The organism is Micromonospora krabiensis, from assembly GCF_900091425.1.
In the GTDB taxonomy this organism is placed as follows: domain Bacteria; phylum Actinomycetota; class Actinomycetes; order Mycobacteriales; family Micromonosporaceae; genus Micromonospora; species Micromonospora krabiensis.
The window spans coordinates 5743392-5769131 of record NZ_LT598496.1; the positions used below are offsets into that span (position 1 = coordinate 5743392).

The window sequence follows — 25740 nt, forward strand, 5'->3', positions numbered from 1 at the left end:
CGCCCGCCGTCCGCCCGCCCGTGCCCGGCGGCTTGGCTCACAGGTGCGTGCGGAGGAAGTCCAGCTCCAACCGGAGCAGCCGCTCGGCCGTGCCGCCCGCGGTCATGTGCGTGGCACCGGTCAGCGGCAGCACCGAGTGCGGTCGGCCGGACGCGAGCAGCGCGCCGGAGAGCCGCAGCGTGTGCGCGGCCACCACGTTGTCGTCGACCAGGCCGTGCACCAGCAGCAGCGGCCGGGCCTGGTCGGGACCGGTCACCGGCTCGGCGGCCAGCTCCACCAACGAGTGGTGGGCGTAGACGTCCGCGCCGTCCTCGGGCATCCCCAGGTATCGCTCGCTGTAGGCGGTGTCGTAGAGGGCCCAGTCGGTCACCGGAGCACCCACGATCCCGCAGCGGAACAGCTCCGGGTGCCGCAGCACCGCCAACCCGGCCAGCCAGCCCCCGAACGACCAGCCGCGCACGGCGACGCGTTCCAGGTCCAGGTCCGGGTGCTTGCCGGCCAGGGCGGTCAGCGCGTCCACCTGGTCCAGCAGGATCACGTCGGCCACCCGCCGGTGGATCGCCTTCTCGAACGACGGGGCGACCCCGGGCGTACCCCGGTTGTCCACCACCACCACGGCGAAGCCGGCGTCGGCCCACCACTGCCGCTCCAACCACGCCGCCCGGGCGGCCACCACCTCCTGGTGGCCCGGCCCGCCGTAGATGTCCAGCAGCACCGGCAGCCGGCGGCCCGTAACGTAGTTGTTGGGATAGAGCACCGCGGTGGGCAGCCGCCGGTCGGTCACCCGCTCCAGCAGCGGCAGCGGCGAGTAGGGCGGGTTCGCCGCGTGCGACACGAGCGTGCCGACCTCCCGGTCGCCCTGCCACACCGTCCAACGGACCCCGGCGTGGTCGAGGGAAGCGGCGCCCACCACCAGCACGTCGCCGCCGACCGCCGCCGTGTGCCAGCCCGAGTCGGTGGTCAACCGACGGGCGTCCACGCCGCCGCCGATCGAGGTACGCACCCGGAACAGGTGCCGCTCGCTCGGCTCCCCGTCGCTCGCCTCCACCAGCAGGTCGGCCGGGCCGGCGACGGCGGGCAGCCGCCCCACCACCCGCCGGACGTAGAGCGAGGGCGGGGTGAGCAGCGTGCCGTCGGCGAACAGGCAGCGCGCGTCGTACCCGTCGTGGGCCAGCTCGCCGCCGACCAGCACCCGACCGTCCGGGAGGTGGGCGGGGGTACCGGCGATCGGCTCGACCCAGCGCGGGTCGGCCAGCTCGGCGTGCACCTGCGTCTCACCGGTGCGCGGGTCCACCGCGAGCACCAGGCCGTGCTGCTGGGAGCGGCGCAGCACGGTGATCAGCGGGCCACCGTCGGCCCAGCTCACCGCCGTCAGGTACGGGTACGTCTCCCGGTCCCAGTGCACGTCGACCCAGCCGTCGTCGAGGTCGAGCAGGTGCAGGCTGACCTCCGCGTTGGGGCCGCCGGCCCGCGGGTAGGCGACGACGACCGGTGGGGTGGCCGGCTCGGACGGGTCGTGCAGGTGCCAGCGGTCCAGGCGGGACTCGTCCACCCGCGCGGCGAGCACCGACCGACCGTCCGGCGCCCACCAGTAGCCCCGGAACCGGCTGAACTCCTCGGCCGCGATGTGCTCGGCCAACCCCCAGGTGACCCCCGCGTCCTCCCCGGCGAGCAGGGTGTCCGTGCCGTCGGAGTGGATGACCCGCAGCTCCCCCCGGCGGACGCCCTCGGCGGCGTCCGTGACGTACGCCAGCCGCTCGCCGGTCGGGTCCGGACGCGGGTCGAGCACCGGCCCGATCGCGGCCACCTCGACCACGTCGCCGTGCACCAGGTCGGCCCGGAACAGTCGCCCGGCCAGGGCGAAGACCGCGATGCGGCCGGCGGCGTCCAGCGCGTACGAGCCGATGCCGGCGGCACTCAACCGCAGCCGCTCGCGCAGCGCCCGTTCCCCGGGGGAGAGGGCGGCCGGATCGGCGCCCTCGCCGAGCAGCACCGCCGGATCGGCCACCAGCCGCTCCTCGCCGGTGGCGACGTCCAGGAGCCACAGCGCGTCGGCCGGGTCCTCGGGCCCGGTGGACCGTAGGAAGATCACCCGGGAGCCGTCGTCGGCCACGGAGACGGCACGTGGCGCGCCGTGGCTGAACCGGCGGGTACGGGCGGCCAGCTCCGGATAGTCCACGGCCAGATCGTAAGTCGGCCACGGAGGTGATGTGGCCGACCTGGGTGGACGCGTCGAGGCCGACCGGGCGGAACCGCCGGATAGAGTGACGGGCGTGACGAAGCTGCCCGACCGCCGCCTGCTGCTGGTCCACGCGCACCCCGACGACGAGGCCATCGGCACCGGGGCCACCATGGCCCACTACGCCGCCGCCGGGGCCCACGTGACGCTGGTGACCTGCACGCTGGGCGAGGAGGGCGAGATCCACGTGCCGGAGCTGGCGCAGCTCGCCGCGGCCGAGGCCGACCAGCTGGGCGGCTACCGCATCGCCGAGCTGGCCGCCGCCTGCGCCGCCCTCGGGGTCACCGACCATCGCTTCCTCGGCGGCGCCGGCCGCTACCGCGACTCCGGCATGATGGGGCTGGCGACCAACGAGCACCCGCGGGCGTTCTGGCAGGCCGACCTGGACGAGGCCGCCGGTCACCTGGTCGAGGTCATGCGCGAGGTCCGACCGCAGGTCATGATCACGTACGACCCGAACGGCTTCTACGGGCACCCGGACCACATCCAGGCCCACCGGGTGGCGATGCGCGCGGCCGAGCTCGCCGCCGCCGAGGGTGTCGCCCCCGACAAGGTCTACTGGACGGCCATGCCGCTGAGCGTGCTGGAGGCCGGCATGGACCAGTTCACCGAGTCGTCCGACAACCCGTTCGCCGGCATCGAGGACATCACCGAGCTGCCCTTCGGCACGCCCGACGCCGAGATCGCCGCGCGGATCGACGGCACCGACCAGCACGCCGCGAAGCAGGCCGCGATGCGCGCCCACGCCACCCAGATCCCCGCGACCTCGTGGCTCTACACGATCGCCGGGAGCTTCGGCGGCGAGTTCATGGGCGTCGAATACTTCACCCTCGCGGTCGGCGAGAAGGGACCGGGCCGGGGCCCGTACGGCTGGGAGGACGACCTCTTCGCCGGGCTCTCCGACACCGGCCCGGACCGGACCCCGGTCGCGGCGGCCGGTCTTCGGTGACCCTGCCCGCCGCGCCGATGTCGGTCGTTCCCGACGAGACCAGCCCGCCGCCGGAGCGTCCGCCGTCGCGGGTGCTCGACGGCGGCCTTCGCGTCGCCGGCGGCGTGGTCGCGGTGGTCGCCGGGGTGGTCACCGCGGTGCTGGAGCTGCTGCTGGCCACCGTCCGCGTCGGCGGTCAGCTCATCGGGGTCTCGGTGCTGGTCGCGGTCGCCGCGAACATCGCGCTGAGCTGGTTCGCCCACCAGGCGGTCGGCCGCCGCTGGTCGGTGGCGCTGCCCGCGGTGCCCTGGTTCCTGCTGATGGCCGTGGCGGCCGTGCGGACCGCCGAGGGCGACCTCCTCCTCGCCGGCGACAACTGGGTCGGCCTGGTCATGATCGTGGCCGGGGCGATGACCTTCGCGGTCATGGGCTTCCGGCAGATCCTGGCGGTGCCGCCCACCCGGATCGGGGACTGACGGCACACAGGTTCAGGTGGTAGATATTCCTGCCAGAGAGGTCGCCCCGGGGTGGGCGGAACGGTGGGAGGTCGTGCGATGGACAAGCGGTGGCGCGGCATCGGGGTGCTCGCGGCGGCACTCTTCGCGGTCAACGTGGTCGCCCGGTTGATCATCCACTTCGGCTTCGAGGGCGACGACACCGCGGCCGACCGGGTGTCGCTCGGGATGTTCGTGGTGATCGGGCTGATCCTGGCCGGAGTCGCGGTCGTCTGGGGGCGGCGGCGCCCGCTCGGCGCGTGGGAGGCCGACACCGCGGCGGCGGTCGCGATCGCGCTGCTGCTGACCGTGCTGCTCGGCCCGCTGCTCGTCGGCGACAGCCCCTTCGCCGGTGGCGCGGGCACCTTCTTCGCACAGATCTGGCTCTACCTGGGCGCCACCGGCGTCGGCACGCTGATCGGCTACCTGGTCCTCACCGCCCTCGGCCGTGACCACCGCTCGCAGACCCTCAAGCGGTACGCCGAAGCCAAGGCCGCCAAGCCCCGCAAAGTGGTCCGCCGCTAACCCCACCCGCCGCGCCGCGCCGCGCGCCGCGCACCGCGCGCCGGCCCCTGCGATCTTGCAGTTTCGGCCCTGCCTGGACCGCTTTTGCCCAGATTTGCCGGGGCGGTAAGTGCAAGATCGCGGGCTGGAGGGGTGGGGGGTCAGCGGGGGGCGGCGCGGGTCAGGTAGGTGTGGTGGGTGGTGAACCCGAGGCCCTGGTAGAGGGCTACCGCGCCGGTGTTGCTCTGTTCGACCTGGAGGAAAGCGCGGGTCGCCCCGGTCGCCACGCCCCAGTCGGCCAGCGCCCGGATCATCCGGGCGGCCAGACCCTGCCGGCGGGCCGGCGGCAGCACCTCGATGAGGCTCAGCCCCAGCCAGCGCCCCGACCCGGTCACGGTGCCCCGGCCGATTCCGATCAGCGTTCCGTCGGCGTACGCGTGCGCGAAGCGAACCTCGTCCACGGCGGTGAGCACGTGGCGCGCGGCGTCCGGGAGGCCGCCCTTGCGTCCGGCCGCCACCGAAAGCCACTCGTCGCTCGGCGCGGTCGCCAGCTCCACCGCGGCGGCGCCGGCACGGGGCGGTGCGGACGGCAGGGGGAGTGGCGCGGTCTGGACCAGCACCGGCGGTCGGGTGGCCCAGCCTCGGGCGTCCAGTTCGGCGCCGACGGGCGCGGCGAGCGGCAGCGGGGTGTTGACCATGGGGGTGAGCCCGCGGTCGCGGTACCAGCTCTCGACCGCGTCCACCGCCGCCGGCAGTGGCCGGTCCGGGTCGCCGACCGGCAACGCGGAGTTGGCCCGCCCGGTCCATCCGTCGGCGGCGCGCAGCAGCCAGCCGCCCAACCGCCCGCGGGTCTGCGCCGGCCAGGCCTCGTCGGCGGCCAGCTCCAGCTCGGTCACCGCGGCCGCGGTCGGACGCCGGGTCGGTGGCACCCGCTTGGCCCGGTGCACCTCGTCCCGGGGCACCCGCAGCGGACCCTGCGCGGTGGCGAGCGTGAGATGGCTCTCGCTCAGCTCGACCAGCTCGCCGAGGGCGTCGGAGAAGAGCGGCCGGCCTTCGCGAATCCCCACAATCCGGCGAACCACGATCCGGTGTCCCACATCCTGCTGACCCAGCACGATCGACCCCCTCCCCGGCGAGATACTAGGCTCTTACCGTCGCGGGAGATCGCGGCGCGTCTTGCGGAGGAGAAGACCGGTGACCTACATCATCGCCGAGCCGTGCGTGGATGTGCTCGACAAGGCATGCATCGAGGAGTGCCCGGTCGACTGCATTTACGAGGGCAACCGGATGCTCTACATCCACCCCGACGAGTGCGTCGACTGTGGTGCCTGTGAGCCCGTGTGCCCGGTCGAGGCGATCTTCTACGAGGACGACGTCCCGGAGCAGTGGAAGGACTACACCGGCGCCAACTACGAGTTCTTCGAGGACCTGGGCTCGCCCGGTGGCGCCTCGAAGATCGGCAAGGTGGAGAAGGACGCGGCGTTCGTCGCCGCCCAGCCGCCGCGCGGTGAGGGCCACTGAACCGGCCCGAGCCGGTCTCGGCACGTCTGCCCGAGTTCACCTGGGACACCCTGGACGCCGCGGCCACCCTGGCCGCGGCGCACCCGGAGGGCCTGATCAACCTCTCCATGGGCACGCCGGTCGACCCGGTGCCCGAGGTGATCCGGCAGGCGCTCGCTGACGCGTCCGACGCCCCCGGCTATCCGCTCACCGCCGGCACTCCCGCCCTGCGGGCGGCGATCAGCGCCTGGGTCGCCCGGGCGTGCGGCGCCGGGGTCGACGGTCTCGGCGTGCTGCCGAGCATCGGCTCGAAGGAGTTGGTCGCCTGGCTGCCCACGCTGCTCGGCGTCGGCCCGGGCGACGTGGTGGTCGTGCCGTCGATCGCCTACCCGACCTACGAGGACGGTGCCCGACTGGCCGGCGCCACCGTCGTCCGCGCCGACTCGCTGACCGCGGTCGGCCCGACCTCACGGGTCCGGCTGGTCTGGGTCAACTCGCCCGGCAACCCGACCGGTCGGGTGCTGCCCGCGACCCACCTGCGCAAGGTGGTCGACTGGGCCCGGGAACGCGGCGCCGTGGTCGCCAGCGACGAGTGCTACCTGCCACTCGGCTGGTCCGCCGAGCCCGTGTCGGTGCTCTCGCCGGAGGTGTCCGGCGGCTCGTACGAGGGCGTGCTCGCCCTGCACTCGCTCTCCAAGCGCTCCAACCTCGCCGGCTACCGGGCCGGGTTCGTCGCCGGTGACCCCGCGCTCGTGGCCGAGCTGCTGAAGGTGCGCAAGCACGCCGGCATGATCGTGCCCGCCCCGGTGCAGGCGGCGATGGTCGCGGCGCTCCAGGACGAACGACACGCCGACGAGCAGCGGGAGCGTTACCGGGCGCGCCGGGAGGCGCTCCACGCCGCGTTCACCGCGGCCGGGTTCACGATCGAGGACTCCGAGGCCGGACTCTACCTGTGGATGACTCGCGGTGAGGACTGCTGGAAGACGGTCGACTGGCTGGCCCGGCGTGGCATCCTGGTCGCCGCCGGAGCGTTCTACGGCCCGGCCGGCGGCCAGCACGTCCGGGTCGCGCTCACCGAGTCCGACGAACACGTCGCGGCCGTCGCCGGCCGGCTCGCCCAGCCCTGACCGACTCGCGCTGACCCGCCGGCCGGATCGCTCCGGCCGGCGGGCCCGCCATCAGCCGTTGATCCGACGGAGAACGGCGAGCAGCGTGTCGCGGCTGTTCTTCTCCAGCAGCTCGCTGGAGTACAGCTCCTGCACCGCCACGGTCCGGCCGCCGTGCAGGGTGAGCGTCGCCTTGAGCGGCACCTCCCGCGCCACCTCCGCCGAGGTGATCTCCTCGTACGGCAGGAACGTGTGCGTCGCGGCCAGCTGCGCGACCGGCGTCGAACCGACCAGCGCCTTCAGCCGCTCCTCGCCCTTGCTGGCCCGGCCCGGGTCGGCGACGAGGACCAGCCCGCGGTCGAGGACCAGCAGGTCGTGCTCCTTGCCGTCGATCTTCATGTTGGCCAGGGCGCCGATCAGGTCGGCGTCGCGGCCGGTGACCCGCTGCTGCACGACGGTCGCGCTCCCCGGGTCGATGCCCCGTTCGCGCAACCGGACGACCGCCTCCTCCACGGTCTGCGGGGAGACCGCGAGCTTGGCGATCTCCGCCAGGTCCCACGGCTCGCCGTCGGCGCCGACCAGCCGGGCCGGCCCGGTCCAGGACAGCTCCCAGTGCGCGCGGCCGGAGCGGACCGCCGCGTTGTCCAACAGGGTCTCCATCGGGCCGGCGAACCGCTGCGCCGCCTCACGCCGGGTGGCGTCGCCGAAGAACTGCTCGGCGAACTCGCCCAGTCGCTTGGCGCGTACCAGGTCGAGCACGGTGACCAGGCCGGGCTCCGCCGCGCCGGTGAACCTGCCGGCCGCCCGGTAGATCTGGTCCGCCTGCTGCTGCACGCCCGCGGCGACGGCGGCGGCGATGAACTCGGGCCAGGGCAGCACCTGCCGGCCGCCGTGGTCCACCACGACGCCCTGCAGCTGTCGCCCGGCGGCGTCGACGTCGGCGAGCAGGACGCCGGCCGGTCGGTCGTCCACCGCGACAGTGCCGGCCGGGACGTCAACCATCGCGGCGACCCGGACGCCGACCGGCGGGTGGGTGTCCCAGCGGGACCCCTCCCGGTCGTCCGCCATCTCGCGCAGGCCGGCGATCTCCTCCTGACGGGCGCGGAGCAGCTGGGCGAAGCCACCGAACAGGTCGTCCGGGGCGAGGTCGGCCGACCAGCCCGGCTCGACGTACCGCCGCATGTAGAACGACCAGGCGGCGCCGAGCCCAGGGATGGTCCGCAGCGCGGACGTTGCCGCCTCGTGCCCGGCGAGCAGGACCGAGGCGCGGTCCGCCTCCAACTCCTGGCGCCGGGACGCGGCGTTGTCGACGAGCAGGTAGAGCCGCGCGTAGCCGCGGAACACCAGGCCGACCGGGTTGCGGCTGCTGATCCGCTCGACCGTGTGCCCGATCGCCAGCCGTCCCCGGTAGGCGACCCCGCCGAGCCGGGTGTGCTTGCCGGAGTAGTGACCCAGCTCGTGCGCCAGCACCGAGCGCAGCTGATCGACCCGCATGCCGTGGAGCAGGGGCAGGCCGACGTAGAGGGTGCGCCGGCCACCGACCAGGCCGAGCAGGCGGCTCTGCTCGCTGACCGCCGCGTTGACCTCCGGCACCAGGCGGATCTCGTCCGGCGCGCGGGTGCCGACGGCGGCGGCGAGCTCGCGGACGGTGGCCCAGAGCCCCGGCGCCTCCCGCTCACCCACGATCAGGCCGGGCATCGGCTCGTTTCGGGTGCGGATCGCGCGCCACAGCCCGACGGCCACCGCGCCGAGCGCGACGACCAGCGGCAGCAGCAGTTTGCCGGCGACCAGCCCGTTGGTCACGTCGAGCAGCCAGACGCCCAGCGCGACGACCGCGCCGAGTTGGAGCAACGCGACCACGTAGAAGCCGATCAACATGGTCACCGAGGCGAGTGCCCGGTAGGTCGCGGACATCCGGCCGTCCTTTCTCCCCGTGCCCGCACCGTACGGGCGGCGCACGGAAGGTACGACGTGGATCTTTCTCGGACAACCCCCTTCCGGACGACCCACGCCGGCCGGAACGCCGCGCCGTCCAGAACACCGCGCCGGCCGCCGCGGCGACGGAGGGCGGGTCCGGCGCTGGCGGGCGGAGATATCCTCGGCCGGACCGGGTCGGGGCCGGGGAACCCCGCGACGCACGAGACGCCGAGGTACGCGATGGTGGAGCAGCCCAGGGTCGCCGTGGTGGGCACCGGCCTCATCGGCGGCTCGATCCTGCTCCGGCTGCACGCGGTCCACCCGGATGTCACCGGTTGGGACCCGGACCCGCGGACCCGGGCGGAGGGGCGCGAGCGGGGAATCGATCTTCCCGACGAGCTGGCCGACGCCGTCCGGGACCGGGACCTCGTGTTCCTGGCCGGCCCCCTCCCGAGTCTCCCGGAGACCCTGCTGACCGTCGCCAAGCACAGCGGTGAGCACTGCGTGGTCACCGATGTCGGCAGCACGAAGGGCGGGGTCGCCCGCTTCGCCGTCGAGCACGGGCTGAGCGGCCGGTTCGTCCCGGGCCACCCGATGGCGGGCACCGAGCGCTCCGGGCTGACCTCCGCCGACCCGACGCTCTTCGACGGCGCCGCCTGGGTGCTCTGCCCGGCCGCCGACGGGATCGTGCCGTTCCGGATGCTCGTGGGTCTCCTCGTCAACGTCTTCGCGGCCCGGGTGGTGCCGATGTCGCCGACGGTGCACGACTCGGTGGTGGCGCTGTCGTCGCACATTCCCCACCTGCTGGCGGGCAGCCTCGCCGGGGCGGTCTCCGGCTCGGAGATCCGCGACGCGGTGCTCGGTCTGGCGGCGGGGAGCTTCCGCGACGGCACGCGGGTGGCCGGCACCCCGGCGAGGCGGACCGCCGACATGCTGTTCCAGAACCGGGAGCAGGTGGTCCGACAGCTCGGGCAGGTCAGCGCCTTCCTCGACGGGCTGGCCGACGCGCTGCGCCGGGACGACCTGGACGCGCTGGTCCGGCACTACCGGCGGGCGCAGGGCCTGCGGGACGCGCTGCGTGACCGGGACCTGCGGGCGTGCCGGCAGGAGTTCCCGACCGACGGCGACCACGTCGCGGAGCTGGCGTACCTGCTGGAGCTGGGGGCGGCCGGGGGTTACCTGACCGGCTGCCGGATCGAGGACGGCGTCGTGACGTACGTCGGGCACCGTCCGGCGACGGCGGACCCGGCGTGACCGGGGCGCCGTCCGTCCGCCGTCCGGTGTGGGCGGCACGGCGCCCGGCCCCCGACTAGGGTGAGGGCATGGTGGACGGCCCGGTGGTGACGGTGCGCGGTGAGGCCTACCGGGAGGTGGCGCCGGAGCTGGCCCGGTTCACGGTCACCGCGACCGCGCGCGACCGCGACCGCGAGACCACCCTGACCAGGCTGGCCGAACGCGCCGCCGCTGTCCGGGTGTTGCTCGACGGCTACGGGCCGGCGATCGCCCGGCGGGAGACCGGTGACCTGCGGGTGCGGCCCGAGACCCGGCGGGCCACCGAGCGGGTGGTGGCCTGGCACGGCGCGGTCACGACCACCGTCACGGTCACCGACTTCGCCACGCTCGGCGAGCTGATGCTCCGGCTCGCCGACCAGGACCAGGTCGAGGTGGCCGGGCCCTGGTGGTCACTGCGCCCCGACAGCCCGGCGCACCGGGAGGCCCGGCACGCCGCGATCGGCGACGCCGTCGCCCGCGCCCGGGAGTACGCGGAGGCGCTCGGCGCCCGGGTCACCGCCCTGATCGAGCTCGCCGACACCGGCGTGGAGCGGCCGATGCTGGCCCGGATGGCCTACGCGGAGGCGGGCGGCGGCCCGCCGGAGCTGGACCTGGACCCGCAGACGCAGACCGTGCAGGCCGCGGTGCAGGCACGGTTCGCCATCACAGCGCCGGTTCTCGACTGATGCCGGCCGCGCAGATGCTCTCCGTCGAGGAGTTGGTCGAGCGGGCCCGCGCCCTGGCCGAAGCCGGCCCGCGTCAGCTGCTCGGCATCGCCGGCGCGCCGGGCGCCGGCAAGTCCACGCTGGCCCAGCGGATCGTCGCCGAGGTCGGCCCGTCCGCGCGGCTGGTGCCGATGGACGGCTTCCACCTCGCGCAGGTCGAGCTGCACCGGCTCGGCCGCACCGGGCGCAAGGGCGCGGCCGACACGTTCGACGCGAACGGCTTCGTGAGCCTGCTGCGCCGGCTGCACCGGCTGGAACCCACCTCGGTCTACGCGCCGGCGTTCCGCCGCGACCTGGAGGAGCCGATCGCCGGGGCGATCGAGGTCCCGCCGGAGGTGCGGCTGGTGGTGACCGAGGGCAACTACCTGCTGCTGACGGAGACGCCGTGGGACGAGGTGCGGTCCCTGCTGCACGAGGCGTGGTTCCTCGACCTGGACGCGGAGCTGCGGGTGCGCCGGCTCACCGCCCGGCACGAGGCGTACGGGCGGACGCCGGCCGAGGCGCGGGCCTGGGCGTTGGGCAGCGACGAGACCAACGCGACGCTGGTGGCCGGCACGGCCGGGCGCGCCGACCTGGTGGTCCGGCTAGCCGACGGGCTGCCGGGGTAGCGGCACCCCGCGGCGCAGGAGCCGGGCCACCCGTGCCCGCTCCTGGTGGAACTCGGGCGCGTCCGGGTAGCCGCTGTGGTTGCGGATGGGCGGGTCGGCGACCTCGCCGCCGCTGGGGTGCAGCGCCTCCGGGTCCCGCACGGCCAGGTCCCGCTCGCCCGCGTTGACGGGCCACCCGAGCGGGTCGGTGTCCCGCCAGAAGTTGGTCCAGCCGGTCCAGCGGGGTGCCACGGTCAGGGCCTCGGCGAGGACCGGCAGCCGGTCCGGCCCGAAGTACGCGGGGAAGATCCGCCCGTAGAGCCGGGTCAGTTGGCAGCCGTACGAGAAGAACCAGAGCCGCCGCCGCCACCGTGCCGGCAGTTGGAGGATCACCGCCGTGCAGATCACCGTGCCCTGGCTGTGTCCGGACAGGATGATGCCGTCCACCCGGCGGGGGTCGTGCTCGGTCAGCGCGAGCAGCCCCGCGATGCGGGTCTGGAGTTCGGGCACCGCGCGTTCGGCGTAGCTGGGCGGGGCGAGCGGGTGGGCGGCGCGGGGCCAGAACGTGCCCACGTCCCAGATCACGCCGACCGTTCGCCGTACGGTGTCGTTGCGGTAGACCAGCGCGCCGATCGCGGCGACCAGCACCGGCAGCCAGCCGAGCAGGGAGTCCCCGACGTCGGAGACGACCTTCACGACCGCCGCGCCGTCGGCGGCGTCGACCGGGTGGGGTCGGGTGTGCGACAGCGCGGCGGCGCAGCCGAGGGTGACCAGCGCGGTCGCGGCGATCGCGTAGCAGCCGACGAGCCGGATCGCGTGTTCGCCGACCAGCCGGTGCAGGGCACGGAACGCGCTGACGTCGCGGCAGCGCCGCAGGTCGTGCAGGGAGAGGTTGTGCCCGGGCGGGACCAGCTCCGCGTACTCCCGGCGGCGCAGGCGGTAGAAGAGCACGGCGGCCCGTGCGAGGGTGACCGCGAGGACGGCCAGCGCGACGGCGAAGGCGAGCCCCGCCCACATGACGGGGATCGGCGGGGTGACGGTGGACTGGCCGCTGGGGGTGGCGCCGTTGTTGAGCCGGTCGGTCACCCAGTAGAGCAGCCCGGTGGTATTGGCGATGCACAGCAACCAGCCGAAGCCGGCGATGACGGCCGGCCCCCGCCCGCCCCACCCCACGTCGGTGTGCGGTTCCAGCGGCTGGAGGCCGGTGCCGATCGGGGTGCGGGGGAGCACCAGCCCGACCGCGGCGAGCGTCACGGCGGGGACGGCGAGCATCCACACGGCCAACGGGTCGGGTGCCGGGGGGAGCGCCGGCAGCCAGCCGTCGATCCAGAACACCCCGCCGACGAGGAGCAGTCCCGCGGCGACCGGTGGGGCCAGCGCCCGTCGGCCGGAGCGGGCCACCCCGCCGATGGTGATGAGCAGCAGCAGTTGCCCCGCGCACAGCCAGGCGAGGATCCAGTCGTACCCGGGCAGTGAGCGGTCGGCGAAGCAGCCCGGGATCGCGGGGTCCTCGGCGCAGCCGCGGGGCGGCCGCCAGCCGGCGAGGGGGGTGCCGGCCGGTCCGTCGGGCAGCAGCAGGAGCGCGACGGTGCCGAGCACGGCGAGAGCGGCGAGGCCGGCGACGGCGGCGCTCCACGGTCCGAGCGGGGTGGATCCGGCGCGTCGGGTCAGGTACGGCCGGCTGAGGGCCACCACCGCGATGACCAGGACGGCCGCGCCCACGGTGACGGCGGGCCAGGCGACGGCGGCGCGTACGCCCCGCGGTGGGTCCATCGCCAGCACGGTGCCGAGCGGCACCGCCGCCGCGACCACGGCGCCGGTGGACAGGTGCAGTACGGCGGCGCGCCGGAGCTGACCCTCGCCCCACCAGAAGGTGGGGTCCTGCAGCGGGTTCGTCGGGTCCGGGGGAGGCGGTTCGGGTTCGGGCGGCGGCTCCTCCGGCGGCTGCGCGACCGGTGGTTCCGCGTCCGTGGGGGCCGCGACGGGCGTGTGGAGGACCTGAGCGGGGCTCGGGTCGGCGGGCATCTCCGCCTCGTACTGGTAGGTGCGCCAGGCGACCAGGCCGAGCACCGCGAGCAGCGCCAGCGGGACGAGCAGTCCGACGGCGAGGGCGCGGGCTCCCTCGCTCCACCAGCCGTGGGCGAGGAACTCCCACGGCCCGGGGATGCGGCCCAGGCAGTAGTCGTCGACGCACTGCCAACCGATCAGGTCGACGCCGATGCCGGTCACCGCGAGGACGACCGTGCTGGTCAGGCTGAGGCAGAAGAGCCGGATCAGCCAGGCGGTGATTCCGGAGCGACTGGCCCAGCGCTCCTGGTCCGGGTCGGGTGGGATCCCGGGCCGGGCGTGCAGCGCCACGTTCGCCAGGGTGAACGGCAGCAGCAGCGTCCACAGTGCGCGTTCCACGTCCCGCGCGGTGCGCGCGCCGGAGGTCAGCTGCCCCCAGCTGTACGCCTCGACCGCGAGCGGGTCGTCCGGTCCGCCGCTCGGGGCGCGATAGAAGCCGGTGACGGCTCCACCGGCGACCAGCCGTGGCTGGGGCGGGGCGTCGGCCGGTTCGGGGTGCAGGCCGAGGATCTGGTCCGGCGGTGTGTTCGACACCCCGTGCACCCGAAGCTCCAGAACCCGACCGGCCATGTCACCTCCCGGTGAAACCGTCACTACCTACAGTGCCGGAGTTCGGGCCGAATCGCCAGCCGTCGAGACGCTGTTTGTGCAGGTGAAGGGCTTGATCGTGGTCAGTCGACCGCGCGTACCGGACGGGCGGGGTTGCCGAGCGCGACGACGTTGGGCGGTAGGTCGCGGGTGACCACGGCGCCCGCGCCCACGACGGTGTTCGCGCCGACGGTGACGCCGCCCAGGACGATCGCGCCGCCGCCGAGCCAGACGTTGTCCGCGATGGTGATGGGTCTCGCGGACTCCCACTTCGCCCGTCGCGGTTCGGGCGCCACCGGGTGGGTCGGCGTGAGCAGCTGGACGTTCGGGCCGACCTGGACGTCGGCGCCGAGGATGATGGGCGCGACGTCGAGGAAGACCGACTGGTAGTTGACGAAGGAGCCGGGGCCGATGCGGATCCGGTGGCCGTAGTCGCAGTGGAAGGGCGGCCGGACCCAGGCGCCTTCGCCGACGTCGCCGAGCAGTTCCCGGAGCGCCGCCAGGCGGGCGTCGGGGTCGTCGGCGGGGCTGGTGTTGAAGCGCTCCATCAGTCGGGCGGCCCGGTCGAGGTCGGCGATGATCTCGGGGTCGTCGGCCTGGTAGAGCTCGCCGGCGAGCATGCGTTCCCTCATGGACGTCACCGGTCGATCATCCCGATCGGCCGGCGGCGGTGTCGGCGACTTGGTCGGATTTATGACTTCCCCACTGCATACCGGGTATGTAATCCTGACGGTTGTCAATGTGTCTCTCGTTGGTTAACGACGCTCCACCGAGGAGGATCCGTTGCACCGAATCAGGAAAATATCCGGCGCCGGGCTCGCGTTCGCGCTCGTGCTCGCCGGCCCGACGGCCGTATCGGCGGCTCCGCCGATCGACCCCGGCCCGGCGGCGGCCGCCCCACGCGCCTCGTCGGCGACCGCCGACCACACCACCGTCACGCTGCTCACCGGCGACCGGGTGACGGTCACCCGGTCCGGGGGCGCGAGCGTGCGCCCCGCTGCGGGGCGCGAACACGTCCACTTCCTCACCTCACGCCACCGCGGCCAACTCTCGGTGGTGCCCCACGACGCGCTGCCGCTGATCCGCGACGGGCGGGTGGACCGGCGGCTCTTCGACGTCACCGGCCTCATCGCCGCCGGCTACGACGACGCCCGCAGCGATCACCTGCCGGTGCTGCTCCGCGCGTCGTCGACCGGGGCCGCGCGGCGGGTCGCCGCGCCGGCCGGCGTGACCGTCACCCGGGAGTTGCCCGCGATCCACGGGTTCGCCGGCACCGCGGCGAAGCAGCGGGCCAGCGAGGTGTGGGCGGCGCTCACCGGCCGGGCCGGAGCCCGGGTCGACACGGCGGGGGGTGTCGACCGGATCTGGCTCGACGGCCGGCGGAAGGTCACCCTCGACCACAGCGTTCCGCAGATCGGCGCACCGGCCGCCCACCAGGCCGGCTACACCGGCCGGGGCGTCCGGGTCGCGGTGCTGGACACCGGGGTCGACACGACGCACCCGGACCTGGCCGGTCGGGTGGCCGAGTCGCAGAACTTCACCGAGGAGTCCGCGACGACCGACGTGGTCGGGCACGGCACGCACGTCGCCTCGATCATCGGCGGGAGCGGTGCCGCCTCCGGCGGCCGCTACCGGGGCGTGGCACCGGACGCCACCCTGCTCTCCGGCAAGGTTTGCGAGGTCTTCGGCTGCACCGACTCGGCGATCCTCGCCGGCATGCAGTGGGCCGCCGTCGACCAGCGGGCGGACGTGATCAACATCAGCATCGGCGGCATGGACACGCCGGAGCTCGACCCGCTCGAGGAGGCGATCAACCAACTCACGGCGACGACCGGCGCGCTCTTCGTGGTCTCCGCCGGCAACGATGGCGGCTTCGCCCCGGTCAGCTCACCGGCGACCGCCGACGCGGCGCTCGCCGTCGGCGCCGTCGACCGGGAGGACGTGCTGGCCGACTTCTCCAGTCGCGGCCCACGGACCGGCGACGAGGCGCTCAAGCCGGACCTCACGGCTCCGGGCGTGGAGATCGTCGCGGCCCGCGCCGCGGAGGGCGTGATCGGTGACCCGGCGGGGGAGGGGTACGTCTCGATCTCCGGCACCTCCATGGCCGCCCCGCACGTCGCCGGTGCGGTCGCCCTCCTCGCCCAGCAGCACACCGGCTGGGGGGCCGGGCAGCTCAAGGCCACCCTGATGGCGTCGGCGAAGCCGCACCCGGAGCAGTCCGCGTACGAGCAGGGGGCCGGTCGGGTCGACGTGGCCCGGGCGATCACGCAGACCGTCACCAGTGAGCCGGTGAGCGTCTCGTTCGGCCGGACGACCTGGCCCCACCAGGACGACACCCCGGTCACCCGGGAGGTGACCTGGCGCAACGACGGCGCGGCACCGGTCACCCTCGACCTCACCGTCGAGGCCACCGGGCCGACCGGCGCGCCGGCACCGGCCGGCCTGTTCACCCTGAGCACGGCCCAGGTCACCGTGCCGGCCGGCGGCACGGCCTCGGCCACGGTCACCGCCGACACCCGGATCGGTGACGCGGACGGCCACTACACCGGCCGCGTCGTCGCCCGCGCCGGGGACAGCGTGGCCGTCACGCCGTTCGGTGTGCACCGGGAGGTGGAGAGCTACACCCTCACCGTCCGGCACGTCGACGAGACCGGGGCCCTCACCGGCAACGCGTTCACCGTCCTCGCCGGGCTGGACGAGTCCGGCGGGCAGGAGGCGTCCGACCCCGACGGGACCACCGAGCTGCGGATACCGAAGGGCCGGTACGGGGTGTTGACCTTCCTCAACGGCGGGGACGAGGAGAACCCCCGGACGGCGTTGATGGCCCGCCCCGAACTGGTGCTCGACCGGGACACGACGATCACCATCGACGCGCGGCAGGCGAAGCCGGTGCGGACCACCGTCCCGGATCCGTCGGCCACACCGGCTCTGGTCGAGGTCGGGGCGAACGTGCTCGCCGCCGACGGCGGCGCGTACGGCTTCAGCGCGCTGGGCCTCGACTTCACCGGGCTCTCCAGCGGCCAGCACGGCCCGGCCGGGTCACCGGAGCACTTCCTGGGCACGGTGAGCAGCCAGTGGGCCGACCGGACGGCGACGAGCAGCCCGTACCTCTACGCGCTCAGCGAGGGCTTCCCCGGCCGGCAGCCGACCGGGTTCGACCGGCACTACCGCAGCCGTGACCTGGCCACGGTCACCCACCGGTTCCGCGGCGGCTACCCCGGCCTGAGCACGGAGCGGGTGGTCTTCCCGCACCTCGAACCCGACGTGGGGGGTTGGGCCGCGGTGCTGCCGACGTCGCTGCCCGGGCAGCGGGTCGAGCACTACAACACCCGTGGGGTGCGTTGGTCCGGAGAGATGACCTTCGGCGTGCCGACCGAGGACGGCTGGATCGAGCCCCGGGCGGTGCTGGTCGGCGAGGAACGGACCTACCGACCCGGCCGGAAGTCGCGAGAGGACTGGAACAGCGCGCCGTACGGGCCGTCCTTCCCGGCGCCGCGCTGGCCCGGTCAGGGCCTCACCCGGCTGGGCGACCTGATCGTGCTCGACGTGCCGCTGCACAGCGACGCCGACGGGCATGCCGGCGGGTCCCTGCCGGAGAGCGCCCGGACCGCCCTCTACCGCGACGGGAAGCTGGTCGGCGAGAACGGCGAACCGGGCTACGGCGAGTTCGAGGTGCCGGGCGGCGCCGCCAGCTACCGGCTGGAGACGGTGACCAGGCGGAGCTTCACCGACCTGAGCACCGAGGTCGGCGCCGCCTGGACGTTCCGGTCCCGGCACGTGGCCGGCGAGGACTTCGCCCGGCTGCCGGCGATGGCGGTCCGCTTCGCGCCGCCGCTCGACGTGGCCAACAACGCGCCGGCCGGTCGCACCTTCACCATCCCGGTCACGGTGGAGCGGCAGCCCGGCGCACCCTCGGCCCGGGTCGCGGCACTCACCGTCGACGTCTCCTACGACGGCGGGACGACCTGGCGGCGGGCCACGGTCCGGCCCGGTGACGGTGGCTGGAAGGCCACCGTGCGGCACCCGGCCGGCACCGGCTACGCGTCCCTGCGGGCCACCGCCCGGGACACCGCGGGCAACACGGTGACCCAGCACATCATCCAGGCGTACCGACTGCGCTGACGGCGTACGCCCGCCGGGTCCGCGGCTTCCCGTGGACCCGGCGGGTTCGCGTCAGTCGTTGGCGTGCAGCGCGGCGTTCAGCTCGATGCCGCGACCGGTCCGCGGCTTCGCCTCCAGCGCGCCCGTCACCGAGTTGCGCCAGAAGAGCAGGCCGTCGACGCCGGAGAGCTCGCGGGCCTTGACCACCCGCCCGTCCGGAAGGGAGATCTTCGACGCGGCGGTGATGTAGCAGCCCGCCTCGACCACGCAGTCGTCGCCGAGGGAGATGCCGACGCCCGCGTTCGCGCCGATCAGGCTCCGCTCGCCGATGCTGATCTTCTCGGTGCCGCCGCCGGAGAGGGTCCCCATGATCGAGGCACCGCCGCCGACGTCCGAGCCGTCGCCCACCAGCACGCCCTGGACGATCCGGCCCTCGACCATCGAGGTGCCCATCGTGCCGGCGTTGAAGTTGACGAAGCCCTCGTGCATGACCGTGGTGCCGGAGGCCAGGTGGGCGCCGAGCCGCACCCGGTCCGCGTCGGCGATCCGCACCCCGGAGGGGACCACGTAGTCGGTCATCCGGGGGAACTTGTCCACCCCGTAGACCGCCAGGTGCCGACCCGCCGTGCGCTCGATCACACGCAGTTCGTCCACCCGCTCCGGCGGGCAGGGCCCGGCCGACGTCCAGGCCACGTTCGCGAGCTTGCCGAAGATGCCGTCGAGGTTGATCTCGTTGGGCCGGACCAGCCGGTGGGAGAGCAGGTGCAACCGCAGGTACGCGTCGGCCGCGTCCTTGATCGGGTCGTCCAGCGAGCCGATCACGGTGACCACCTGGACGGCCCGCAGGCCCGGCAGGCCACGCTCGCCGATCGCGCCCGGCGGCAGGTCGAGCACGTCCGACTTCTCCTCGCCGGGCACCAGGGGCAGTTCGCCGAGCCCCAGCTTCCCGGTCGGATACCAGGTGTCGAGCACCTGGTCGTCGGCGGTGACGGTGGCCAGGCCGATGCCCCAGGCGGATTGTGCGGACGTCACTGCTTCACCTCTCGTTCGCGGCTGCGGGCCGGTCTCGTACGCGGCTGCGGGCCGGCAAGATCACTGCTCGCCCCCACCGGGTCTGACGGTACCGTGCGAATCATGGAGAACCCGCTGACCCCCGAGGTCCTCGCCGATCCGGTGGCGCTCACCCGCGCCCTCGTCGACATAGAGTCCGTGTCCCTCAACGAGAAGGCGATCGCCGACTGCGTGGAGGAGGTGCTGCGGCGCGTGCCGCACCTGACGACGTCCCGGCACGGCAACACGGTGATGGCGCGCACCGACCTGGGACGGGCGCAGCGGGTGGTGCTGGCGGGGCACCTGGACACGGTGCCCCTGAACAACAACTTCCCGTCGACGATGCGCGGCGACCTGATGTACGGCTGCGGCACGTCCGACATGAAGTCCGGCGTCGCGTACGCCCTGCACCTGGCGGTGACCCTGCCCGACCCCCGCTACGACCTGACGTACTTCTTCTACGAGGCCGAGGAGATCGAGTCGAAGTACAACGGGCTGCACCTGGTCGGCGAGGCGCACCCGGAGTGGCTCGCGGCCGACTTCGCGGTGCTGCTGGAGCCGACGTACGGGGTCGTCGAGGCCGGTTGCCAGGGCACCATGCGGGCGATCGTCACCACGCACGGCGAGCGGGCGCACGCGGCCCGGTCCTGGCACGGCGTGAACGCCATCCACGGTGCCGGTGAGGTGCTGCGCCGCCTCACCACGTACGAGGCGCGACGGGTGACCATCGACGGCTGCGACTACCGCGAGGGGCTCAACGCGGTACGCATCAACGGCGGGGTGGCCGGCAACGTCATTCCCGACCGCTGCGAGATCGAGATCAACTACCGGTACGCCCCGGACCGTGACCCGGCGGCCGCCGAGGCGCACCTGCGGGAGGTCTTCGCCGGCTTCGACCTGGCGGTGACCGATGCGGCGGCCGGCGCCCTGCCTGGGCTGGAGGCGCCCCCGGCGAGGGAGTTCCTGGCGGCGGTCGGTGCGGCACCGGTCGGCAAGCTGGGCTGGACCGACGTGGCCCGGTTCGCGGCGCTGGGCATTCCGGCGTTGAACTTCGGCCCCGGGGATCCGAACCTGGCCCACCACAAGGACGAGCACGTCGAGATCAGCAAGATCCGGGACGGCGCGGCGACCCTGCACCGCTGGCTGGCCTCCGCCTGACGCCGGCCGACCCGGACGCTGAGGGTGGTCAGGCCGGGGCGGAGACGGACGAATTCGTGGTCGGCCGGGCGTCGGCGGCGTCGGCGGAGGAATCGGCGGCGGCCGGCTCCAACTGGCGGGCGCGGCGGCGCTCGGCCACCACGTCACGGATCCGCCGCTGCATCTGACGCCGGATCCGGATCATCTCGCTGTTGCTGATCACGCTGGCTCCTCCCCCGAAGGCGCGCGCCGGGGCATACCCGGTATGTGAATAGTAAGACGTACGAGCGACCGGAATGGTTGCCCAAGATCGCGAACTATTTCGTCGCGTTCTCGCCCCGCGCACCCGGCCGGTGCCGCTCCACTACGGTGGCTTGCATGAGCCAGAGCAACGGGCGGGACGCGGGCCGGGCGCCCGGGCGGGAACGGCACCGGGGCGCGGTGACCCTGCGTCGCCAGGCGATCCCGACGAGCACCGCCGACCAGCGGCTGCTCGACTCGCGCGGGCGGGGCGACTGGAAGACCCGGGACGCCTGGCGGGCGCTGCGCATCCTCTCCGAGTTCGTCGAGGGTTTCGACACCCTCGCCGACCTGCCGCCGGCGGTCAGCGTCTTCGGTTCGGCCCGCAGCGGGCCGGACAGCGCCGAGTGCGTGCTGGCCGAGGAGCTCGGCGCCGCCCTCGCCCGGGCCGGCTACGCCGTCATCACCGGCGGCGGCCCGGGCGTGATGGAGGCGGCCAACCGGGGCGCCAGCGAAGCGGGCGGCCTCTCCGTCGGTCTGGGCATCGAGCTCCCCTTCGAGCAGGGCATCAACGACTGGGTCGACCTGGCCATCGACTTCCGTTACTTCTTCGCCCGCAAGACCATGTTCGTCAAGTACGCCCAGGCCTTCGTGGTGCTCCCCGGTGGGTTCGGCACCATGGACGAACTGTTCGAGGCGCTCACCCTGGTGCAGACCGGCAAGGTCACCCGGTTCCCGGTGGTGCTGATGGGCGTGGACTACTGGCGCGGGCTGCTCGACTGGCTCCGCGACACCATGGCCGCCGGCGGCAAGATCGGGCCGGTCGACCTGGACCTGATCTGCCTCACCGACGACGTCAACGCGGCCGTCCGGCACATCGTCGAGGCCGAGGCCGCGCTCTCCGCCGAGCAGGAGGCGGTGCGGGAGGAGGCGGTCGCGCGGACCGGCGCCGACCAGCAGGCGGCCGCGGCCGAGCACGCCGCCGCCGACCGGCGCGAGGCGGAGGAGCGCTGAGCGATGGCCGCGATCTGCGTGTTCTGCGCCTCCTCCCGTACGCTCGACGACCGCTGGCTGCGGCTCGCGGCCGACACCGGCGCCGAGATCGCCCGACGCGGGCACACCGTGGTCAGCGGCGGCGGCTGCGTCGGCATGATGGGCGCGCTGGTGGACGGCGCCCGGGCGGCGGGCGGCCGGACGGTGGGCGTGATCCCCCAGGCGCTGGTCGACCTGGAGGTCGCCGACCTGAAGTCGGACGAGTTGCTGATCACCGACTCGATGGCGAGCCGCAAGACCCTGATGATCGACAAGTCGGACGCGTTCCTCACCCTGCCCGGCGGCCTGGGCACGCTGGACGAGTTGTTCGAGGTCTGGACGACGGCGACCCTCGCCCTGCACGGCAAGCCGATGGTCCTGGTCGACGCGGACGGCTTCTACCGGCCGTTGCTGGACTGGCTGGCCACGCTGACCGACCAGCACTTCCTCAAGCCGGCGGGTCTCGGCCTGCTCACCGTCGTCGACTCCGTCCCCGCTGCCCTGGCCGCCCTGGAGTCCCACCTGTCCTGACCCCGCTCGGGCTTGTCCCCGGCCGGCGGGTGGGCGGGGTGGCGTGCGGGAGGTGTCGTACGGGCGTGGTGGGATGAGCTGATGCAGGCGTACCGATTGGTGCGTCGGCCCCTGCGGCCGACCGACGGGCTCGGCCGGTCCTTCGGGACGGCCGACGGTGTCGGGCAGCCTGCGGCGGCCGAGGGTGCGGGGCAGCCGGCGGCCGGTGGCGGTGCGCGTGGTGGGGCGCGGTCGTGGCGGGACGACGCCGTGCAGGCCGAGGTGGTCGGGCACACCGACGGACCGATGCTGGTCGTCGGCGGTCCGGGCACCGGCAAGACCGGCACGCTCGTCGAGGCGGTCGCCGCCCGGGTGGCCGAGGGGGTCGACCCGGAACGCGTCCTGGTGCTGACCTTCAGCCGCCGGGGCGCCACCGAGCTGCGGCACCGCATCGAGGCGCGCGTCGCCCGCGACGGTCACCGCGTCCTGCGGGAGCCGCTGGTCCGCACCTTCCCGGCGTACGCCTTCGGGCTGCTCCGCCGCGCGGCAGCCGAGCGGGGGGAGCCTTCGCCCCGGCTGCTCACCGGTCCCGAACAGGATCTGATCATCCGTGAGCTGCTCGACGTGGTCGGCGAGGAGCCGGAGGACGACCCGGTCGGCTGGCCCGAGGACCTGCGCCCGGCGCTGCGCACCCGCGCCTTCGCCGCCCAGCTGCGGGACCTGCTGATGCGCGCCGCCGAGCGCGGGGTGGGCCCGGTCGAGCTGGCCCGCCTCGGAGAAAAGCTGGGTCGTGCCGACTGGCCGGCCGCCGCGCGCTTCATCCGGGAGTACGTGGCGGTGCTCGCCCTGCGGGACGTGAGCAACCGCGGTTCGATCGCGTACGACCCGGCCGAGCTGGTGCGGGCCGCCACCGGCATGCTGCGCGACGACGAGGAGCTGTTGGCCGCCGAGCGGCGCCGGTTGGCGTACGTCTACGTCGACGAACTCGCCGACACCGATCCCGCCCAGCTCGACCTGCTCGCCGTGGTGGCGGGTGGGGGCAAGCCGCTGGTGGCCTTCGCCGACCCCGACTCGTCCACGTACGCGTTCCGCGGCGCCGACCCGGCCGGGGTCACCAGCTTCCCGCACCGGTTCCGGACGGCCTCCGGGGCGCCCGCGGCACAGGTGTTGCTCTCCACCTCCTACCGGGCCGGCCCGGAGCTGCTGACCGCGACGGCCGGCGTGGCGCGGCGGCTGCGGGGCCCGGCGCGGCACCGCCGGCTGCGTCCGCTGCCCGACGCGCCACCCGGCGCGGTCGAGGTCCACACCTTCCGGTCGGGCACCAGCGAGGCCGCCTGGCTGGCACACACGCTGCGGTCGGCGCACCTGCTCGACGGGGTGCCCTGGTCCGAGATGGCGGTGCTGGTCCGGTCGACCGCGCTGCAACTGCCCAGCCTCCAGCGGGCCCTGCACGCGGCGGGCGTGCCGACCGTCGTGCACGGCGAGGACCTGCCGCTGCACCTGCAACCGGCGGTCGCCCCGCTCCTGCTCCTGCTGCGCTGCGCCCTGTCGCCGGAACAGTTGGACGAGGAGGCGGCCGTCGCGTTGCTCCACTCGCCGCTGGGCGGCGCCGACCCCCTCGCCGAGCGGCGGCTGCGGCAGGGCCTGCGCGCCCTCGCGCTCGCCGGTGGCGACCGGCGCCCCTCCGGCGAGCTGATCGTCGAGGCGTTGCGCGACCCGGCCGAGCTGGCCGCGATCGACCGGCGGTGGGCCGAGCCGGCGCAGGCGGTGGCCGGGCTGCTCGCCACGGCGCGGGAGGCGGCGGCCCGTCCCGGCGCCACGGCGGAGGACGTGCTCTGGGCGGTGTGGCAGGCCAGCGGCCTGGCCGAGCGGTGGGCCGGTGCGATCGTCCAGGGTCGGCCGGTGGCCGGCGAGGGCGACCTCGCGCGGCGGCGCCGGGCCGAGGCCGCCGACCGGGACCTCGACGCGGTGATGGTGCTCTTCGACGCGGCCGCGCGGTTCACCGACCGGCTGCCCGGCGCGCGCACCGAGGTCTTCCTCGACCACGTCCTCGCGCAGGACCTGCCGGCCGACACACTCGCACCCACCGCCGACCGTGGCGACGCGGTCCGGCTGCTCACCGCCCACGCCGCGAAGGGCCTGGAGTGGGACCTGGTCGCCGTGGCCGGGGTCCAGGAGGGTGTCTGGCCGGACCTGCGGCTGCGCGGCAGCCTGCTCGGCTCCGAACGGCTGGTCGACGTGCTGGCCGGGCGGGCCGTCGACGCCGGTGGGGTGGCCACGGTGGTCGGCCAGACGTCGGCGCTGCTCGACGAGGAACGACGGCTGTTCCACGTCGCGGTGACCCGGGCGCGCCGCCGGCTCCTGGTCAGCGCGGTCGCCTCAGCCGCCGTGGGCGGCGACGACCACGAGGAACAGCCCAGCCGATTCCTGCACGAACTCCGGCCCACCGCGCCGCCGGGCGACGCCCCGCCCGGCCCGGACGACGGTCCCGAGCCGACTCCGCCCGGCCCACGATCCGCCCCGGACGGCGGTGCTGCCGTGCCGGACGCCGACGGCGCCGCGCCACGGGACGGCGCCGCGTCACCGGGCACCGTCGCGCCGCGGCACCGCACGGCACCGCCCGACCCGGCAGCGCACCCGGGCACCGCCGCGCCACGAGATGCTGCCGCCACCGGCGACGAGGACGGCGACGAGCCGACCCGTCCCGGCGTGCTGCCGATCACCCGACCGCCCCGGGCGCTGACGCTGCCGGCGCTGGTGGCGGAGCTGCGTACGGCGGTCGTGGACCCGGCCGCCCCGTACGCCCGGCGGCGCGCCGCGGCGGCCGAGTTGGCGCGGCTGGCGGCCGCCGGCGTTTCCGGCGCGCACCCGGACGACTGGTGGGGGCTGCGCGGGCTCTCCGACGACCGACCCCTGGTGGACGAGGGCGAGCCGGTCCGGGTCACCCCGTCGGCGATGGAGAGCGCGCTGCGGTGCAGCCTGCGGTGGCTGCTGGAGCGGCACGGCGGCAGCGCACCGGCGACCGCCGCGCAGGGCGTGGGCAACCTCGTGCACGCCGCCGCGATGCTCGCCGAGGACGCCAGCGCCGACCGGGGCACCCTGCTCGACTACGTGGCCGCCCGGTTCGACGCGATCGAGCTGGCCGCCCGCTGGATGGCCGGGCCGGAGCGGTCCCGGGCCGAGGCGATGGTCGACAAGCTGCTGCGCTGGCTGGCCGTCAACCCCCGCCGGCTGCTCGCGATCGAGCACGAGTTCGCGGTCCGGCTCGACGACCCGACCCGTCCGGTCGAGCTGGCCGGTCGGGTGGACCGGCTGGAGGTCGACGCCGACGGCCGGCTGGTGGTGGTCGACCTGAAGACCGGCAAGTCGACCTCGGTCACCGGCAGTGACCTCGCGGAGCACCCGCAGCTCGGCGCCTACCAGGCGGCGGTGGAGGCGGGGGCGTTCGCCGACTTCGGTGACGAGTCCGGGGGCGCCGCCCTGGTGCAGCTCGGCACGACCGCCAGGGACGCGAAGGAGCAGAGCCAACCGCCGCCCGGCGAGGGGCCGGAGGCGGGCTGGGCGACCGCTCTGGTGCGGCGCACCGCCGATACGATGGCCGCCGCCACCTTCGCCGCGGTCGCCAACGCGAAGTGCCGGGTCTGCCCGGTGCGGACCAGCTGCCCGGTCTCCGGTCAGGGCCGCCAGGTGGTCGAACCACCGGCCGTCCGCCGGGACGAGCCGGGGGACACGCCGTGAACGCG

Annotated in this window: 20 protein-coding genes; 13 read left to right on the top strand and 7 right to left on the bottom strand. The window is 74.6% G+C overall.

The genetic code is table 11. From position 1 onward, the window contains the following. Positions 1 to 37 precede the first annotated feature (37 nt). Positions 38 to 2179 carry a S9 family peptidase gene (locus GA0070620_RS26420; RefSeq protein WP_091595249.1) on the bottom strand — a complete coding sequence of 714 codons (2142 nt, stop codon included), beginning with the start codon at positions 2177 to 2179 and terminating at the stop codon, positions 38 to 40. Between the two features lie 85 nt (positions 2180 to 2264). Here GA0070620_RS26420 and mshB point away from each other — a divergent pair, with 85 nt between their 5' ends. From mshB to GA0070620_RS26435, 3 genes are all read left to right on the top strand, one after another. Then, on the top strand, positions 2265 to 3188 hold the full coding sequence (mshB, locus tag GA0070620_RS26425) for an N-acetyl-1-D-myo-inositol-2-amino-2-deoxy-alpha-D-glucopyranoside deacetylase (protein ID WP_091599402.1): 924 nt from the start codon (positions 2265 to 2267) through the stop codon (positions 3186 to 3188). A 17-nt stretch (positions 3189 to 3205) separates the two neighbouring features. Further along, positions 3206 to 3643, top strand: coding sequence for a hypothetical protein (locus tag GA0070620_RS26430; protein WP_091599404.1), 438 nt, complete (start codon positions 3206 to 3208; stop codon positions 3641 to 3643). A gap of 78 nt (positions 3644 to 3721) precedes the next feature. Continuing rightward, entirely contained in the window at positions 3722 to 4186 is a 465-nt protein-coding gene (locus GA0070620_RS26435; RefSeq protein ID WP_091595251.1) for a hypothetical protein, read from the top strand. A 140-nt stretch (positions 4187 to 4326) separates the two neighbouring features. On the opposite strand, the gene GA0070620_RS26440 is transcribed toward GA0070620_RS26435, so the two are convergent. Then, positions 4327 to 5280: a GNAT family N-acetyltransferase gene (locus GA0070620_RS26440; RefSeq protein WP_091595253.1), complete on the bottom strand. Its 954-nt coding sequence runs from the start codon at positions 5278 to 5280 to the stop codon at positions 4327 to 4329. 79 nt (positions 5281 to 5359) lie between these two features. Here GA0070620_RS26440 and fdxA point away from each other — a divergent pair, with 79 nt between their 5' ends. Beyond that, on the top strand, positions 5360 to 5686 hold the full coding sequence (gene fdxA, locus GA0070620_RS26445; RefSeq protein ID WP_076466513.1) for a ferredoxin: 327 nt from the start codon (positions 5360 to 5362) through the stop codon (positions 5684 to 5686). Next, the gene (dapC, locus tag GA0070620_RS26450; protein ID WP_091595255.1) at positions 5683 to 6792 is read left to right on the top strand and encodes a succinyldiaminopimelate transaminase; all 1110 of its coding nucleotides are present in this window, start codon (positions 5683 to 5685) and stop codon (positions 6790 to 6792) included. Before fdxA ends, dapC begins: the two co-directional genes overlap by 4 nt. 51 nt (positions 6793 to 6843) lie before the next feature. On the opposite strand, the gene GA0070620_RS26455 is transcribed toward dapC, so the two are convergent. After that, positions 6844 to 8685 carry a M48 family metallopeptidase gene (locus GA0070620_RS26455; RefSeq protein ID WP_091595257.1) on the bottom strand — a complete coding sequence of 614 codons (1842 nt, stop codon included), beginning with the start codon at positions 8683 to 8685 and terminating at the stop codon, positions 6844 to 6846. A 243-nt stretch (positions 8686 to 8928) separates the two neighbouring features. Between GA0070620_RS26455 and GA0070620_RS26460 the strand changes: the two genes are divergently transcribed. From GA0070620_RS26460 to GA0070620_RS26470, 3 genes are all read left to right on the top strand, one after another. Further along, positions 8929 to 9942, top strand: a complete 1014-nt coding sequence (locus GA0070620_RS26460) for a prephenate dehydrogenase (protein ID WP_091595259.1) — start codon at positions 8929 to 8931, stop codon at positions 9940 to 9942. A 68-nt stretch (positions 9943 to 10010) separates the two neighbouring features. Then, positions 10011 to 10646 carry an SIMPL domain-containing protein gene (locus tag GA0070620_RS26465; protein ID WP_091595261.1) on the top strand — a complete coding sequence of 212 codons (636 nt, stop codon included), beginning with the start codon at positions 10011 to 10013 and terminating at the stop codon, positions 10644 to 10646. Next, positions 10646 to 11293, top strand: a complete 648-nt coding sequence (locus tag GA0070620_RS26470; protein ID WP_091595263.1) for a nucleoside/nucleotide kinase family protein — start codon at positions 10646 to 10648, stop codon at positions 11291 to 11293. Before GA0070620_RS26465 ends, GA0070620_RS26470 begins: the two co-directional genes overlap by 1 nt. Here the strand turns inward: GA0070620_RS26470 and GA0070620_RS26475 are convergent. Further along, on the bottom strand, positions 11270 to 13909 hold the full coding sequence (locus GA0070620_RS26475; protein WP_091595265.1) for a hypothetical protein: 2640 nt from the start codon (positions 13907 to 13909) through the stop codon (positions 11270 to 11272). The genes GA0070620_RS26470 and GA0070620_RS26475 overlap by 24 nt on opposite strands. Positions 13910 to 14010: 101 nt before the next feature. Continuing rightward, positions 14011 to 14568, bottom strand: a complete 558-nt coding sequence (locus GA0070620_RS26480) for a sugar O-acetyltransferase (RefSeq protein ID WP_091595267.1) — start codon at positions 14566 to 14568, stop codon at positions 14011 to 14013. Positions 14569 to 14710: 142 nt separating this feature from the next. Between GA0070620_RS26480 and GA0070620_RS26485 the strand changes: the two genes are divergently transcribed. Continuing rightward, entirely contained in the window at positions 14711 to 18049 is a 3339-nt protein-coding gene (locus GA0070620_RS26485; protein WP_091595269.1) for a S8 family serine peptidase, read from the top strand. 51 nt (positions 18050 to 18100) lie between these two features. Here GA0070620_RS26485 and dapD read toward each other — a convergent pair whose 3' ends face one another. Continuing rightward, positions 18101 to 19060: a 2,3,4,5-tetrahydropyridine-2,6-dicarboxylate N-succinyltransferase gene (gene dapD / locus GA0070620_RS26490; protein ID WP_091595271.1), complete on the bottom strand. Its 960-nt coding sequence runs from the start codon at positions 19058 to 19060 to the stop codon at positions 18101 to 18103. Positions 19061 to 19162: 102 nt separating this feature from the next. On the opposite strand from dapD, the gene dapE reads away from it, so the two are divergent. After that, positions 19163 to 20236 (top strand): succinyl-diaminopimelate desuccinylase, encoded by a 1074-nt coding sequence (dapE, locus tag GA0070620_RS26495; RefSeq protein ID WP_091595273.1) that lies wholly within the window; start codon positions 19163 to 19165, stop codon positions 20234 to 20236. Positions 20237 to 20264: 28 nt separating this feature from the next. Here the strand turns inward: dapE and GA0070620_RS33040 are convergent, their stop codons facing one another. Continuing rightward, the gene (locus tag GA0070620_RS33040; RefSeq protein ID WP_172836505.1) at positions 20265 to 20438 is read right to left on the bottom strand and encodes a hypothetical protein; all 174 of its coding nucleotides are present in this window, start codon (positions 20436 to 20438) and stop codon (positions 20265 to 20267) included. Between the two features lie 155 nt (positions 20439 to 20593). Here GA0070620_RS33040 and GA0070620_RS26500 point away from each other — a divergent pair, with 155 nt between their 5' ends. The 3 genes from GA0070620_RS26500 to GA0070620_RS26510 all read left to right on the top strand — a co-directional run bounded on the left by GA0070620_RS26500 (position 20594) and on the right by GA0070620_RS26510 (position 25735). Next, entirely contained in the window at positions 20594 to 21469 is an 876-nt protein-coding gene (locus GA0070620_RS26500) for an LOG family protein (RefSeq protein WP_091595275.1), read from the top strand. Between the two features lie 3 nt (positions 21470 to 21472). Further along, positions 21473 to 22018: an LOG family protein gene (locus GA0070620_RS26505; RefSeq protein ID WP_091595277.1), complete on the top strand. Its 546-nt coding sequence runs from the start codon at positions 21473 to 21475 to the stop codon at positions 22016 to 22018. A gap of 81 nt (positions 22019 to 22099) precedes the next feature. Continuing rightward, positions 22100 to 25735, top strand: a complete 3636-nt coding sequence (locus GA0070620_RS26510) for an ATP-dependent helicase (protein ID WP_091595279.1) — start codon at positions 22100 to 22102, stop codon at positions 25733 to 25735. Positions 25736 to 25740: the final 5 nt, after the last annotated feature.